The following is a 13536-nucleotide window of genomic DNA, read 5'->3' as shown; positions in this document are numbered from 1 at the left end:
GCCCTCGGGGGCACCGGGCACCGCCGCGCCCGTACGGGTCAGGCGCGGCCCGCGGTCTTCTGGGTGCGGCGGGAGACCGAGTCGATGACCACGGCCGCCAGCAGTACCGCGCCGGTGATCATGTACTGGATGGCGTTGGCCATCCCGATCATGTTCAGGCCCTGCTGGATCGACTGGATCACGATCATGCCGAGCAGCGCGGACCAGACCTTGCCCCGGCCGCCGAAGAGGCTGGTGCCGCCGATCACGGCCGCGGCGATGACCAGCATCAGGGTGTTGCCGCCGCCGACGCTCTTGGTGGCGCCGCCGGAGAGGCTGGCGATGAAGAGGCCGCCGAAGGCGCCCAGCATGCCGGAGAGCGCGAAGACGGTGATCCGGACCCGGTCGACGCTGATACCGGCACGGCGCGCCGCCTCCGGGTTGCCGCCCACCGCGAAGACCTGGCGGCCGAAGGTGGTCCGGCGGGCCACGAAGTCCGCGACGACCAGCACCGCGAGGAAGAGCACCAGGGCCAGCGGCAGCCCGCGGGCGCCGGAGGGCTCGTTCAGCACGTACGCGACGGCGAAGCACAGCACGGCGACGAGGCCGGTACGGAGCAGGACCTCGCTGGTGGGACGGGCGGGCAGCGCGGCGGCCCGGCGGCGTCGGCCGTCCAGGAACAGCGAGGCGGCGTACGCGAGAACAGCGACCAGGGCCAGACCGTATCCGGCGGCCTTGTCCTCGAAGAAGTAGTTGGTGAGGTTCTCCACGATGCTGCCGGACGGCGTGTTGATCGAGCCCTCACCGCCCATCATCCACTCCTGCAGACCGCTCCAGCCCAGGAAGCCCGCCAGGGTGACGACGAAGGCGGGCACCCCGATCTTGGCGAAGAAGAAGCCGTGCAGCGCGCCGAGCACCAGGCCCCCGGCCACCGCGACCAGCACCGCCGCCCAGTCGGGCCAGCCGTGGTTGACGTTGAGCACGGCCCAGGTGGCCGCGCCGACGCCGGCGACCGAGCCGACGGACAGGTCGATCTCGCCGAGCAGCAGGACGAAGACGATGCCGACCGCCATGATGCCGAGGCCGGAGCTGTAGACGGCGATGTTGGCGATGGAGCTGGCGGAGAGGAAGTTCTCGTTCTGGAACTGGAAGACGACCGCGATGACGATCAGGCCGACCAGGACCGGCAGCGAGCCGAGCTCGCCGCCGCGCACCCTGCGGGTGAACTCCGACCAGTAGCCCTTGAAGCCCTCCTCGCGGACGAGCAGGCGTGGGTCGACGGCGGGGGCCGGGGCTCCGGACGCGGCTTCGGTGGCGGCTTCGGCCTCGGTGGCCTCGGGGGTCTTGGCGAGGTCGCTCACTTGGCGTCCCCCTTCGTCGCGGTGCGGGCCTGGCGGCGCGTGACGGCATTGTCCGTGGCACCGGTGATCGCGGAGATGATCTCCTCGTGGGACGTGGTGGCCACGTCGAAGACTCCGTTGTTACGGCCCAGCCGCAGCACCGCCACCCGGTCGGCGACGGCGCGCACATCGGCCATGTTGTGACTGATGAGGATGACGCCGTGACCGCGCTCGCGCAGCCGCTCGACGAGGTCGAGGACCTGGGCGGTCTGCTCGACGCCGAGGGCGGCGGTCGGCTCGTCGAGGATGACGATCTTGGGGTCGCCGATCAGCGCACGGGCGATGGCCACGACCTGGCGCTGGCCGCCGGAGAGCGCGGCGACCGGTATGCGCACGCTCGGAATCCGGATGGACAGGGTGTCCAGCAGCTCCTTGGCGCGCTTCTCCATGGCGATCTCGTCGAGGACGGAGGCCCTGCGCAGCTCGCTGCCGAGGAAGAGGTTGGCGACCACGTCGAGGTTGTCGCAGAGCGCCAGGTCCTGGTAGACGGTGGCGACTCCGAGCTCCTGGGCGTCGTTGGGCCGGTTGATCCGGACCGTCGCGCCCTCCCACTCGATGGCGCCGTCGTCGATCGGGTGGACGCCCGAAATGGTCTTGACGAGGGTCGACTTGCCGGCGCCGTTGTCGCCGACCAGGGCGACCACCTCGCCGGAGTGGATCTCCAGGTCCACATCGGTGAGCGCCTGGACGGCGCCGAACCGCTTGGAGATCCCGCGCAACGCCAGCACGGGCGTAGCGGACACGTGAATCATCTCCTTCGCCGCCTGACCGGCGGGGGGGGGTGGTGCTGAGCACAGTGGGAGGGCGGTGCCGGGACCGGCGGACAGTCCGGCACCTGCCCCCTGCTGCGGGGCGTGGACGGGGCGGGTGCCGGACCGGATCGGGGTGACGCCGGGGCCGCGGTCCGGGTCGGGCGCGCGGAACTCCCGGACGGTGGTGGTTACTTGACCCCGGCGGCGTCGCAGGCCGCCTTGTACTGCGCGGTGCAGATCTGCTCGACCGTGTAGACCTTGTCCGCGACGATCGTGGAGGCGACGTTGTCCTTGGTCACGACCGAGGCGTCGTAGAGCTTCGAGGGGGTGCCCTTGAACTCGCCGGAGAGGCTGTCGACCTTGACCGGGGCCAGGTCGTCGATCTTGTCGCCCTTGAGCAGGCGGACGGCGATCTCGGCGGTGGTCTCGGCCTCCGGCTTGATCTGCTTGTAGATCGAGAAGGCCTGCTCGCCCGCCAGGATCCGCTGGATGCCCGCGAGTTCGGAGTCCTGGCCGCCGACCGGAACCTTGACGTCCTGCTTCTTCAGGGCCGTGATGATGCCGCCGGCCATGCCGTCGTTGGCCGAGTAGACGCCCTGGAAGCCCTTCTTGCCCAGCGAGTCGATGGCGGCGCCCATCTTCTTGTTCGCCTCGTCCGGCGACCAGTCCGGGATGTCCTGCTCGTAGACGACCTTCTTGACCTGCTGGTCGAGCACGCTGTGCGCGCCCTTCTTGAAGAAGGGGGCGTTGGGGTCGAGCGGCGAGCCGTTGATCATGACAACGTTGCTCTCCTTGGCCTTGGCGCCCAGCGCCTTGACCAGCGCCTCGCCCTGGAGCTGGCCGATCTTCTCGTTGTCGTACGAGACATAGGCGGAGATCGGGCCCTCGGCGAGACGGTCGTACGCGACGACCTTGACGTCCTTCTTCGCGGCCTGCTGGACCCAGGACTTCGCGGCCTTGTAGTCGACGGTGTCCAGGACGATGACCTTCACGCCCTGGGTGACGAGCGCGTCGAACTGCTTCTTCTGGGTCTCGCTGTCGCCCGCGGCGTTGTTGTACTTGACCTTGCAGTCACCGCACAGCGCCTTGATCTTCGCCTCGATGATGGGGCGGTCGAACGTCTCGTAACGCGTGGTCTTGTTCTCCGGCAGCAGCAGACCGATGGTCTTGCTGTCGCCACCGCCGGAGTCCTTGTCGTCACCGGCCTTGCCGCAGGCTGCGAGGGAGACGGCCATCGAGACCGCGGCCGTTCCAATGACAATGCGTCGCGTCGTTGCGTTCATTACGGGTTGCCTCCCTGACGAGGCCGCGACGTCGCGGCCGAGGTGGCTGGCAGTCAACTCGGCTGCGACGGCAGCGTCAAGGAGTAAATCCTTAACGAGATGACAACGGTGCCATCCGTTATCTAAGTGAAGGCAGGAGTGGCTTTCGGCAGGGCACTCTCCAAAAGGGTCGAATCCCCCATCTCACTGAGCACCAGAGCGAGGGCGCCCAGCACTTCGGCCCGCCCGCCCAGCGCTCCGGGCAGCACCGAGAGCTGCCGCGCGGCGCTCGGAATGGCGTAGCGGGAGACCGAGTCCCGGATCGGCGCGAGCACCAACTCGCCCGCCTCCGCGAGCGATCCGCCGAGCACCACCCGGCTGGGGTTGAGCAGATTGCAGAGGTTGGCGACACCACTGCCGATGTACCGCCCCACGTCACCGATCACCCGGCGGCATCCCGGATCGCCCTCGCGGGCCAGCTGGACCACCCGCTCCATCGTCAGATCGGGCCCGTGGCTGGGCTGGAGCAGCGGCAGCACGTAGCGGGCGGCCGCGAAGGTCTCCAGGCAGCCGCGGTTGCCGCAGCGGCACACCGGGCCCGACTCGTCGAGCGTGATGTGGCCGATCTCGCCCGCCGTGCCGCCCGGCCCCCGGTAGATCCGCCCGTCGATCACCAGACCGGCGCCGACGCCGCCGGCCACCTTGATGTACGCGAGGTCCTTCACCCCCCGGCCGCTCCCCCAGACCAGCTCGCCGAGCGCGCCGAGGTTGGCGTCGTTGTCGACGTACACCGGCACGCCGAGCCGGTCGGCCAGCTCCTTGCTGGGGTTGATGCCCGTCCAGCCCGGCAGGATCGACGTGGAACCCAGCGTTCCGGACTCCACGTCGATCGGGCCGGGTACACCGAGCCCCACGCCGATCACCTTGTCCGGACCGATCCCGGTCGCCGCGATCAGGCGACGGACCAGCGTCTCCGCCCGGCCGAAGCCCTCCGCCCAGGAGGCGTCGACGTCCAGCGGCTCGGCCTCCTCGGCGAGGACCTGGTGGGCGAGGTTGCCGACCGCCACCCGCAGATGAGTGTGACCGAAATCGACCCCGATCACGATGCCCGCGTCGCCGCTGAGCGAGACGCTCCGGGCCCGGCGGCCGCCCGCCGAGGTGGGGGTGACCTCGACCGTGCCGCTCTCCTTCAGTTCACGAACGATATTGGAGACGGTGGCCGCTGAGAGGCCGGTGCTCCGTGCGATCTCCGCCTGAGTGAGCGAGCCCGCCATGCGTACCGCGCGTACGACCCGCTCAAGGTTGGCGCGATGCAGAGATGTCTGCGACCCCGGAGTCTCCATCGACTCTCTCACTCCTGCCGTTTTCTCCAACATGTGAACTCCAAGCTGACCGTTTTGCGGCACTCCCCGTCAAGACCTTGAGCAACCGAAGCCTCCGATGAGCGGCATGTATCAGCCGCCCGCCACCCGTCCGCACAACGGAACCGCCCGCCGGCACGGGGCCGACGGGCGGTTCACGGAGAGACGGTACGGGGGGCTACTTCACCGCGCCCGCGGTCAGCCCGGCGACGACCTGACGCTGGAAGACGATGTAGGCCCCGAGGACCGGCAGCATCGCCATCACCAGACCGGCGAAGAGGCCGGACCAGTCGCCCTTGTAACCCTGGCTGTTGGCGAGTTCGACCAGGCCCTGTGAGAGCACCCGGTGCTCCGGGTCGGTGTTCAGCACGGTCGGCAGCATGTACTGGTTCCACTGGCCGAGGAAGTTGAAGATGCCGACGCTGATCAGGCCGGGCTTGGCCATCGGCAGCATCACCTGGAAGAACGTCCGGGTGTGCGAGGCTCCGTCGAGCATCGCCGCCTCCGCCACCGAGGTCGGCAGCGTCCGGAAGAAGGAGGTGAGGAAGAAGACGGTGAACGGCAGCGAGTAAGCGATGTACACCATGATCAGCCCGTGCCGCGTGTTCAGCAGGGCCATGTTGTTCATCACGAAGAACAGCGGGACCAGCGCCAGGATGATCGGGAAGCTCATCCCGCCGATGAACAGGAAGTAGAAGAAGCGGTTGCCGGGGAAGTCGAACCGCGCCAGCACGTACGCCGCCATCGAGCCCAGCAGCAGGGTACCGACGAGCGAGCAGCCCACCACGACGATGGTGTTGAAGAAGTAGTCGCTCATGTGCGCCTGGCTCCAGGCGCGCGACCAGTTGTCGAAGTGCAGCTTGTCGGGGAGCGACAACGGCGTCGACAGGATCGAGTCGTCCGTCTTGAAGGACGACATCACCGCCCACAGCAGCGGCAGGACCACCAGGATCGCCCAGATGATCAGCACTCCGTGCGAGAAGACGTTGAGGACGTGCCCCTCGCCGCTCTTCTCCTTGGGCGCGGGGGCGGGCCGCCCGGCCGCCGGGGCCGGGTCCGCGGCCGGTGCCGCAGGGGGGGTGTCAGTCGTCTTCACGCGTACTCACCTCGTACTGTCGAGCCGGACACGGAGGCCGACCTGTGGTGCTTGTGGTGCCTGCCGGGGGTCCGGGCACTGTCTCCCGTCAGTCGCGGCATCAGAACTCCAGCCGCTCGCGCCGGCCCAGCCGCATCACGATGGCGGCGAAGGCCATGGTGACGACGAGCAGTCCGACACCGATCGTCGTCGCGTAGCCGGCCTGTCCGTCGCGGAAGGCCGTCTGGTACACGTACAGCGGCAGGACCGTGGTCGAGTAGTCGGGACCGCCGGGGCCCACGGTCATGACCTGTACGGCGGTGAACGCCTCCACGCCGAGCGCCAGGATGCCCATGTAGACCCAGCCCGACTGCACCGTGTCCCAGAGCAGCGGAAGGGTGATCTTGAAGAAGGTGGTGAAACGGTTCGCCCCGTCGAGCAGCGCCGCCTCGTAGAAATCCTTCGGGATGGACGCCATTCCGGCGGAGAAGAGCACGACGAAGAATCCGACCGTCGACCAGACCAGAACCGTCATCACACAGATCAGCGCGAGGTTCGGATCACCCAGCCAGTCGGGATGGACGGATCCCAGACCGATCGCCTTCAGCGTCGAATTGAACACCCCGCCGGCCGGGTTGTAGGCGAACTGGAACAGCAGGGCCACGATGACGATCGAGAGCACCTGCGGGAAGAAATAGGCGATCTTGTAGAAACCCGACCCGCGCACGCCGGAGACCGTGGCGTTCTTCCGCCGCCGGCCTCCGACATTGAGCATGAAGGCGAAGAAGAGTGCCAGGCCGAGCGTCACCAGCGGCAGCAGCAGCACGAGCAACACGCTGTGCTGCAAGGACTTCCAGAAGATGTCGTCCTTGAGCATCTTCGTGTAGTTGTCGAACCCGACCATCTTGAAGTCCGGGCTCAGGCCGGTCCAGTCCGTGAACGAGTAGTAGATGGACTGGATGAACGGCCAGATGACGAAGACCGCGTACAACGCCAAGGGGACTGTCAAGAACCCCACGATGAAACGGTACTTGCCGTGCTGCATCGTTTACCGACCCCGATCTTTCCGCGGGTGCCGCCGCTGGTGACGGTTGCTCACTGGTGCTTGTAGTGCTTGATGGACTGGTCCTTGGCCGCCGCGTCCGCGAAGGCCTGGATCTTCTTGATGGCCTCGGCCGGGGTCGCACGGCCGGCCATCATCTCGCCGATGCCGGCGACGCCGATCTGCTCCTTCTGGAGCTTCACGTACCAGTCCTGCATGCGCGGGTTCACCACGTTGTCGCCGGCCTTCTTCAGGGCGTCGACACCGGCCTGCAGGGCGGTGGAGAGGGTCAGACCGTCCGTGCCGCCGTTGAACGCGCTGAGCGACTTGACCTGCTTGGTGAAGTTCTTCGAGGACTCCTCGGAGAGCATGAGACGCAGCTGCTCCATGCCGCCCTCGGGGTTCTTCGCGTTGGCCGGGACGATGAAGGGCTCACCGCCGGAGGCCCAGATGGTGCCGAACGGCAGCTTGTCGGACGAGTCCAGGCTGGACGGCGCCGAGACCATCATCTTGAAGTCCTTGGGCGTGGTCGGCGCCGCCTCGTTCTCCACCCACGAACCGTTCGGGAGGAAGAGCGCCTTGCCCTTGGTCCACTCGGTCTGCGACTGGATGTGGGTCAGACCGGGGGTGCCCTGAAGGATGTAGCCCTTCTGGTACAGCTCGTAGTAGGCCTCGAAGGCCGCCTTGACCGCGGGGTCCTTCCAGGCGTTCGGCTCCAGGTTGTCGATCTTGTCGAGAACCTCCCGGCCACCGATCTTGCCGATGAACGGGTAGAGCGAGAACGGCAGGTAGTACGGGTACTTACCAGCGTACGTCCAGCCCGCGATGCCCTTCTTCTTCGCCTTCGCACAGAGGGCGAGCATGGCGTCCCAGTCCTCCGGGTACTCCGCGTCGAGCTTCTCGAGCGCGGTCTGCGAGTACCAGACGCCGTAGACGGTGTACGCGTAGTACATGATCCAGACGGGGTCGCCGTCGAACTGGCCCATCTCCAGAACGCCGGGGCGCAGCGTGTCGCGGACCTTCTTGCCCGGGTCGTCGACGGACGGGGCGTCCATCAGCGGCGTCAGGTCGAGCAGCTGCTTCTTGCCGACCAGGACACCCATGTCCATCTGCTCGGCACCGGAGTTGTCGATCAGGTCCGGCGGGGTGCCGCCGTTGAAGCGGGGCTGGAGCTGCGACTGGATCTTCTGGGTCGCGGTGTGCTTGACCTTCGGGGCCTTCGGGAACGCCTCGTTGTACTTCTTCTCCGCGTCGATCGCGTACTGCTGACCGAAGCCGCCGTCGAAGATGACCACATCGAGCGGGGCCGTCTCATTGACGCCGAGCGGGTTGGCCTTGGTGACCTTGCCCTTCTCGACCTTCTTGTCGCCGCCGCTGTCGCCGCTCGCGCAGGCGGACAGGAAGCCCATCGCGGGAACGCTGATCAAGCCGAGTGCGGCCGATCGCTTGATCACATCGCGACGGCCAAGGCCCTCGTTGTTCTGGGCGGAGGTGGATCCCATGCTCAAGTCCTCGCCTTCTCCAGGACTCAGGCGGTGTGTAACCGGTCGCCCGTCGAAAATTCGCCTCAGGCGAAGGGCCCCGCCACCGCGGTCAATTGCGCTTGGGTGATGCTGATTTAAGGCTAGCCATGTGCGGTGGGGTGCCTCGGAGCCCGGGTGTCGGAGGCACCCGTCATGCCGTCCTCGACCGCTCCCCTTCTCCCCCACGTCCGCGTCGCCGGAGCGGTGGTGCGGACGCCGACAGGTATAGTCCACTCACGGCCAACTGAGCAAGATCGAATGCGAGTTTGAACAGCAGTCTTTCCCGAGTTGAGACCTCGCGGATACATGCCCCCCGCACCCTCCCGGTTCCGGCGCAACGTTTTCCGCATTCCGGCCGGCAGGGCCCGGCATTCACATCCAACACCCTTGACACGCCCCGGCCCTTGGCTTCCTACTGGACCTTGCGCATCTCTCTGACAACGTTGTCCAGGTGCACTTCCCCCCGGGAGGATCGGCTCGGCATGAAGCCCCGACATGGTTCCCGCACGAGACACGGCCGTACCGCCGCACTGATCGCGGCCTCGCTCGCCCTGGTCCTGACCGCCCCCGCCATGGCTGCCGCCCAGCCGGCCGGAGCGGCCGAAAGGACCCAAATCCCTTCGGCGGAACGGACGTTCCGTTCGTCCTTCGAAGCGGATGAAAGGCAGCCGGACTGGCGCAACACGGTAGAAGAGGGCTCCGACGGAAAGAAGCGGTCATCGGGCGTCGACGGCGGCTTCTCCACAGGAATTCCGGGCAATGTCACCGACAAGGTGACAGACGTCCGCGCCAGCGGCGAGAACGCCGGCGGCGGGGAGGTGAAGGAGAATCTGGTCGACGGCGAGTCCGGTACGAAATGGCTCACCTTCGCACCATCCGGCTGGATCGAGTTCGATCTCGACGAACCGGTCAAAGTCGTTACGTATGCACTGACTTCGGCCAATGACCACGCCGAACGTGATCCGAGGGACTGGGTGCTGCAGGGTTCCTCCGACGGGCAGGAGTGGCAGGACCTCGACTCCCGGAGCGGCGAGACCTTCACCGAGCGGTTCCAGACGAAGTCGTACCAATTCACACCTGACACCGCGTACCGGCACTTCCGTCTCCGGATCACGGCGAACAACGGCGCCACGGACGCCACTCAGCTCGCCGACGTCCAACTCTCGAACGGTGACGCCTCGCCCCCGGCCCCCGCGGACATGCGCAGCCTGCCCGACCGCGGCCCCTCCGGCTCCCCGACCGCGAAGGCCGGTGCGGGCTTCACCGGGAAGCGGGCACTGCGGTACGCCGGTACGCACCGGGCGGACGGCCGGGCGTACTCGTACAACAAGGTCTTCGACGTGAACACGGCTGTCACCCGTGACACCTCGCTGTCCTATCTGGTCTATCCGCAGATGGGCGAGACCGATCTCGCCTACCCGTCGACGCATGTGGCCGTCGACCTGGCGTTCACGGACGGCACGTATCTGAGCGACCTGGGCGCCACCGACAGCAATGGCGGCCCGCTGACCCCGCGGGGCCAGGCCGCCGCCGAACGGCTCTACGTCAACCAGTGGAACGAGGTGGAGGCGTCGGTCGGCGCGGTCGCGGCGGGAAAGACCGTGGACCGCGTCCTGGTGGCGTACGACTCGCCCCGGGGACCGGCGAAGTTCCAGGGCTGGATCGACGACATCGTGATCGCTCCGAAGACGCCCGAGAAGCGCCGGGCACATCTGTCCGACTACGCCTCGACGGTCCGCGGCACCAACTCCAGCGGCTCCTTCTCGCGGGGCAACACCTTCCCCGCCACCGCCGTACCGAATGGCTTCAACTTCTGGACACCGGTCACCAACGCAGCCTCCACGAGCTGGCTCTACGACTACGCCCGCGGCAACAACGACGACAACCTGCCGACTCTTCAGGCGTTCAGCGCCAGTCATGAGCCGAGCCCCTGGATGGGCGACCGGCAGACCTTCCAGCTGATGCCGTCCACGGCCGCCGGCACCCCGGACGCCTCCCGCACCGCACGGGCGCTCCCCTTCCGCCACGAGAACGAGACAGCGCGACCGCACTACTACGGCGTGACCTTCGACAACGGGCTCGAGGCCGAGATGACCCCGACCGACCACGCGGCCCGGATGCGCTTCAGCTACCCCGGCGACGACGCGAGCGTCGTGTTCGACAACGTCACCGACGACGGCGGCCTCACCCTCGACCCCGCCACCCGTTCCTTCACCGCCTTCTCCGACGTGAAGAGCGGCGGCTCGACCGGCGCCACCCGGCTCTTCGTGTACGGGGTCTTCGACGCCCCGGTCACCGCGAGCGGCATGCTGCCGGGCGGCGGTGGCGAGAAGGTGACGGGCTACCTCCGCTTCGACGCCGGCAAGGACCGCACGGTCAACCTGCGCCTGGCGACCTCGCTGATCGGCGTCGACCAGGCGAAGCGGAACCTGGCCGCGGAGATCCCCGCCGACCGCTCCTTCGCCCGGGTCGCGGACCGGGCGCAGCGGGCGTGGGACGGCATCCTGGGCAAGGTGGAGGTCGAGGGGGCGAGCGCCGACCAGCTGACCACGCTCTACTCCAGCCTGTACCGGCTGTACCTGTACCCGAACTCGGGCCACGAGCGGGTGGACGGCAAGGACAGGTACGCCAGCCCCTTCTCGCCGAGGACCGGCCCCGACACCCCGACGCACACCGGCGCGAAGATCGTCGACGGCACGGTGTACGTCAACAACGGCTTCTGGGACACCTACCGAACGACCTGGCCGGCGTACTCCCTGCTCACCCCGGGCAGGGCCGGCGAGATGGTGGACGGCTTCGTCCAGCAGTACAAGGACGGCGGCTGGATCTCCCGCTGGTCCTCACCCGGCTACGCGGACCTGATGACCGGCACCTCCTCGGACGTCGCGTTCGCCGACGCCTACGTCAAGGGGGTGAAGTTCGACGCGGAGGCGGCGTACGAGGCGGCGCTGAAGAACGCCACGGTGGTCCCGCCCTCCTCGGGCGTCGGCCGCAAGGGCATGGCGACCTCCCCGTTCACCGGCTACGCGGACACCTCGACGCACGAGGGCCTGTCCTGGTCGCTGGAGGGCTACCTCAACGACTACGGCATCGCGCGGATGGGCGAGGCCCTGTACAAAAAGACCGGAAAGTCGCGGTACAAGGAAGAGTCCGCGTACTTCCTCGACCGCGCCCGCAACTACGTCCGGCTCTTCGACGACAGGGCCGGATTCTTCCAGGGCAGGAACGCCGGAGGAGAGTGGCGGCTGCCCGCGGAGAAGTACGACCCCCGGGTCTGGGGCTACGACTACACGGAGACCAACGGCTGGGGCTACGCCTTCACCGCCCCGCAGGACAGCCGCGGTCTGGCGAACCTCTACGGCGGCCGGGCCGGCCTCGCGAAGAAGCTCGACACGTACTTCGCCACCCCGGAGACGGCCGGTCCGGAGTTCGTCGGCTCGTACGGCGGGGTCATCCACGAGATGACCGAGGCACGCGACGTACGGATGGGGCAGTACGGCCACAGCAACCAGGTCGCCCACCACGTGACCTACATGTACGACGCGGCCGGGCAGCCCTGGAAGACCCAGGAGAAGGTCCGCGAGGTCCTGGGCAGGCTCTACACGGGCAGCGCGATCGGGCAGGGCTACCACGGCGACGAGGACAACGGCGAGCAGTCGGCCTGGTACCTCTTTTCCGCGCTCGGCTTCTACCCGCTGGTGATGGGCGCCGGTGAGTACGCGGTCGGCTCCCCGCTCTTCACGAAGGCCACGGTCCATCTGGAGAACGGCCGGGACCTGGTCGTCAGGGCCCCGGCGAACAGCGCGGAGAACCTCTACGTGCAGGGGCTGCGGGTCGACGGCAGGAAGTGGACCGCCACTTCGCTGCCGCACGGGCTGCTGGCGAAGGGCGGTGTGCTGGACTTCGCGATGGGCCCGGAGCCCTCGTCCTGGGGCACCGGAAAGGACGCGGCGCCGGTCTCGATCACCAGGGACGACAAGGTGCCCTCGCCCCCGGGGGACGTGCTGAAGGGCGGGGGTCCGCTCTTCGACGACACCTCGGCCACCGCCGCCCCGGTCGGCACGGTCGAGCTGCCGGTCGGCTCGGCGGCCGACGCCGTGCGGTACACCCTGACCTCGGACGGGGCCGCGAGGGCTCCGTCCGGCTGGGTGCTCCAGGGCTCGTCGGACGGCGTGGCGTGGACGGACCTGGACCGGCGGTCGGGCGAGTCCTTCGCCTGGGACCGGCAGACCCGGGTGTTCTCGGTGCGCGCACCGGGCCGGTACGCGCACTACCGCCTGGTGTTCGCGGGCGAAGGACGGCTGGCGGAGGTGGAGTTGATCTCCTGATCCGGCCGTGACCCGGCGGGTCACGGCCCAGGGGCGGTCTCCGGCTCTGCCTTCGGGAGCAGGCTCTCGGGCCATGTCACATTCAGGGCCTTGATCACCGGCTTGCCGTGCTCGGTGCCGAGCCGCGAGACCGCCCCCGTGGCGAGCTGGAAGAGGGTGCCCCCGGCCGGGGTGAGGCCGAGGTAGCGGGCGGTGAGCACGCGCAGGAAGTGGGAGTGCGCGACCAGCGCGATGTCCTCGTCCGCGGCCCGTCCGGCGGCCGCCGCGGCGACCTTCGCCAGCACCTCGTCGGCACGGGCGCCCACCTCGGCGGGCGTCTCGCCGGGGTGGTCCGCGGGTCCGGCGGCGACCCCGTCGGTCCACAGGTTCCAGTCGGGGCGGGTGCGGTGGATCTCGTCGGTGGTCACCCCCTCGTAGCCGCCGTAGTCCCATTCGTGCAGCTCGGGGGTGATGACCGGGCCGGTCAGTCCGGCGAGCTCGGCGGTGCGCCGGGCGCGTGCGGCGGGGCTGACCAGGGTGAGGGCGATGTTCCGCCCGGCCAGCAGCGGTGCCAGTGCGCGGGCCTGCCGTTCCCCGAGGGGGGTCAGCGGCAGGTCGGTGTGGCTCGTGTGCTGCCCGGACCGCGACCATTCCGTCTCGCCGTGCCGGATCAGGATCAGCTCGCCCATGGTGGTTCCCGCTCTTTCCGTGCTGGTGCCGCTTGTGCCGTCGCAGGGTCAACCCGCCGGTCCACGATCGCATTCCACGGCGGCGCACCCGGCACGGGACACCGTACGGAAAACGGGGCCGCCCCCCTCCGCGTGCTGCGGAGGGG

The 13536-nt window shown here is 68.4% G+C and carries 9 protein-coding genes; 1 reads left to right on the top strand and 8 read right to left on the bottom strand.

Features of this window, described 5'->3' with window-relative positions; all coding sequences use genetic code 11:
* Positions 1–38: 38 nt before the first annotated feature.
* The 7 genes from ACFCV8_RS31900 to ngcE all read right to left on the bottom strand — a co-directional run bounded on the left by ACFCV8_RS31900 (position 39) and on the right by ngcE (position 8373).
* Positions 39–1340, bottom strand: coding sequence for a sugar ABC transporter permease (locus ACFCV8_RS31900; RefSeq protein ID WP_376688978.1), 1302 nt, complete (start codon positions 1338–1340; stop codon positions 39–41).
* Entirely contained in the window at positions 1337–2131 is a 795-nt protein-coding gene (locus tag ACFCV8_RS31895) for an ATP-binding cassette domain-containing protein (protein ID WP_376688977.1), read from the bottom strand. The genes ACFCV8_RS31900 and ACFCV8_RS31895 overlap by 4 nt, the downstream gene beginning before the upstream one ends.
* Before the next feature lie 188 nt (positions 2132–2319).
* The gene (locus ACFCV8_RS31890; protein ID WP_376688976.1) at positions 2320–3414 is read right to left on the bottom strand and encodes a sugar ABC transporter substrate-binding protein; all 1095 of its coding nucleotides are present in this window, start codon (positions 3412–3414) and stop codon (positions 2320–2322) included.
* Positions 3415–3536: 122 nt separating this feature from the next.
* On the bottom strand, positions 3537–4736 hold the full coding sequence (locus ACFCV8_RS31885) for an ROK family protein (RefSeq protein ID WP_376688975.1): 1200 nt from the start codon (positions 4734–4736) through the stop codon (positions 3537–3539).
* Positions 4737–4932: 196 nt separating this feature from the next.
* On the bottom strand, positions 4933–5850 hold the full coding sequence (locus ACFCV8_RS31880; protein WP_376688974.1) for a carbohydrate ABC transporter permease: 918 nt from the start codon (positions 5848–5850) through the stop codon (positions 4933–4935).
* 100 nt (positions 5851–5950) lie between these two features.
* On the bottom strand, positions 5951–6874 hold the full coding sequence (locus tag ACFCV8_RS31875; protein WP_376688973.1) for a carbohydrate ABC transporter permease: 924 nt from the start codon (positions 6872–6874) through the stop codon (positions 5951–5953).
* Between the two features lie 50 nt (positions 6875–6924).
* Positions 6925–8373 carry an N-acetylglucosamine/diacetylchitobiose ABC transporter substrate-binding protein gene (gene ngcE / locus ACFCV8_RS31870; protein WP_376688972.1) on the bottom strand — a complete coding sequence of 483 codons (1449 nt, stop codon included), beginning with the start codon at positions 8371–8373 and terminating at the stop codon, positions 6925–6927.
* A gap of 503 nt (positions 8374–8876) precedes the next feature.
* Here ngcE and ACFCV8_RS31865 point away from each other — a divergent pair.
* Positions 8877–12722: a GH92 family glycosyl hydrolase gene (locus tag ACFCV8_RS31865; RefSeq protein WP_376688971.1), complete on the top strand. Its 3846-nt coding sequence runs from the start codon at positions 8877–8879 to the stop codon at positions 12720–12722.
* A gap of 20 nt (positions 12723–12742) precedes the next feature.
* Here ACFCV8_RS31865 and ACFCV8_RS31860 read toward each other — a convergent pair whose 3' ends face one another.
* Positions 12743–13390, bottom strand: coding sequence for a histidine phosphatase family protein (locus ACFCV8_RS31860; RefSeq protein ID WP_376688970.1), 648 nt, complete (start codon positions 13388–13390; stop codon positions 12743–12745).
* Positions 13391–13536 lie beyond the last annotated feature (146 nt).

The organism is Streptomyces sp. NPDC056347 (assembly GCF_042262625.1).
GTDB lineage: Bacteria > Actinomycetota > Actinomycetes > Streptomycetales > Streptomycetaceae > Streptomyces.
This window is presented reverse-complemented; position numbering and strand designations above follow the sequence as displayed.

What these genes read in the sequence shown, in the direction of transcription:
- ACFCV8_RS31895 (WP_376688977.1), bottom strand. Translation starts at nt 2,131, where the DNA reads ATGATTCACGTGTCCGCTACGCCCGTGCTGGCGTTGCGCGGGATCTCC.
- ACFCV8_RS31890 (WP_376688976.1), bottom strand. Translation starts at nt 3,414, where the DNA reads ATGAACGCAACGACGCGACGCATTGTCATTGGAACGGCCGCGGTCTCG.
- ACFCV8_RS31885 (WP_376688975.1), bottom strand. Translation starts at nt 4,736, where the DNA reads ATGGAGACTCCGGGGTCGCAGACATCTCTGCATCGCGCCAACCTTGAG.
- ACFCV8_RS31875 (WP_376688973.1), bottom strand. Translation starts at nt 6,874, where the DNA reads ATGCAGCACGGCAAGTACCGTTTCATCGTGGGGTTCTTGACAGTCCCC.
- ngcE (WP_376688972.1), bottom strand. Translation starts at nt 8,373, where the DNA reads ATGGGATCCACCTCCGCCCAGAACAACGAGGGCCTTGGCCGTCGCGAT.
- ACFCV8_RS31865 (WP_376688971.1), top strand. Translation starts at nt 8,877, where the DNA reads ATGAAGCCCCGACATGGTTCCCGCACGAGACACGGCCGTACCGCCGCA.
- ACFCV8_RS31860 (WP_376688970.1), bottom strand. Translation starts at nt 13,390, where the DNA reads ATGGGCGAGCTGATCCTGATCCGGCACGGCGAGACGGAATGGTCGCGG.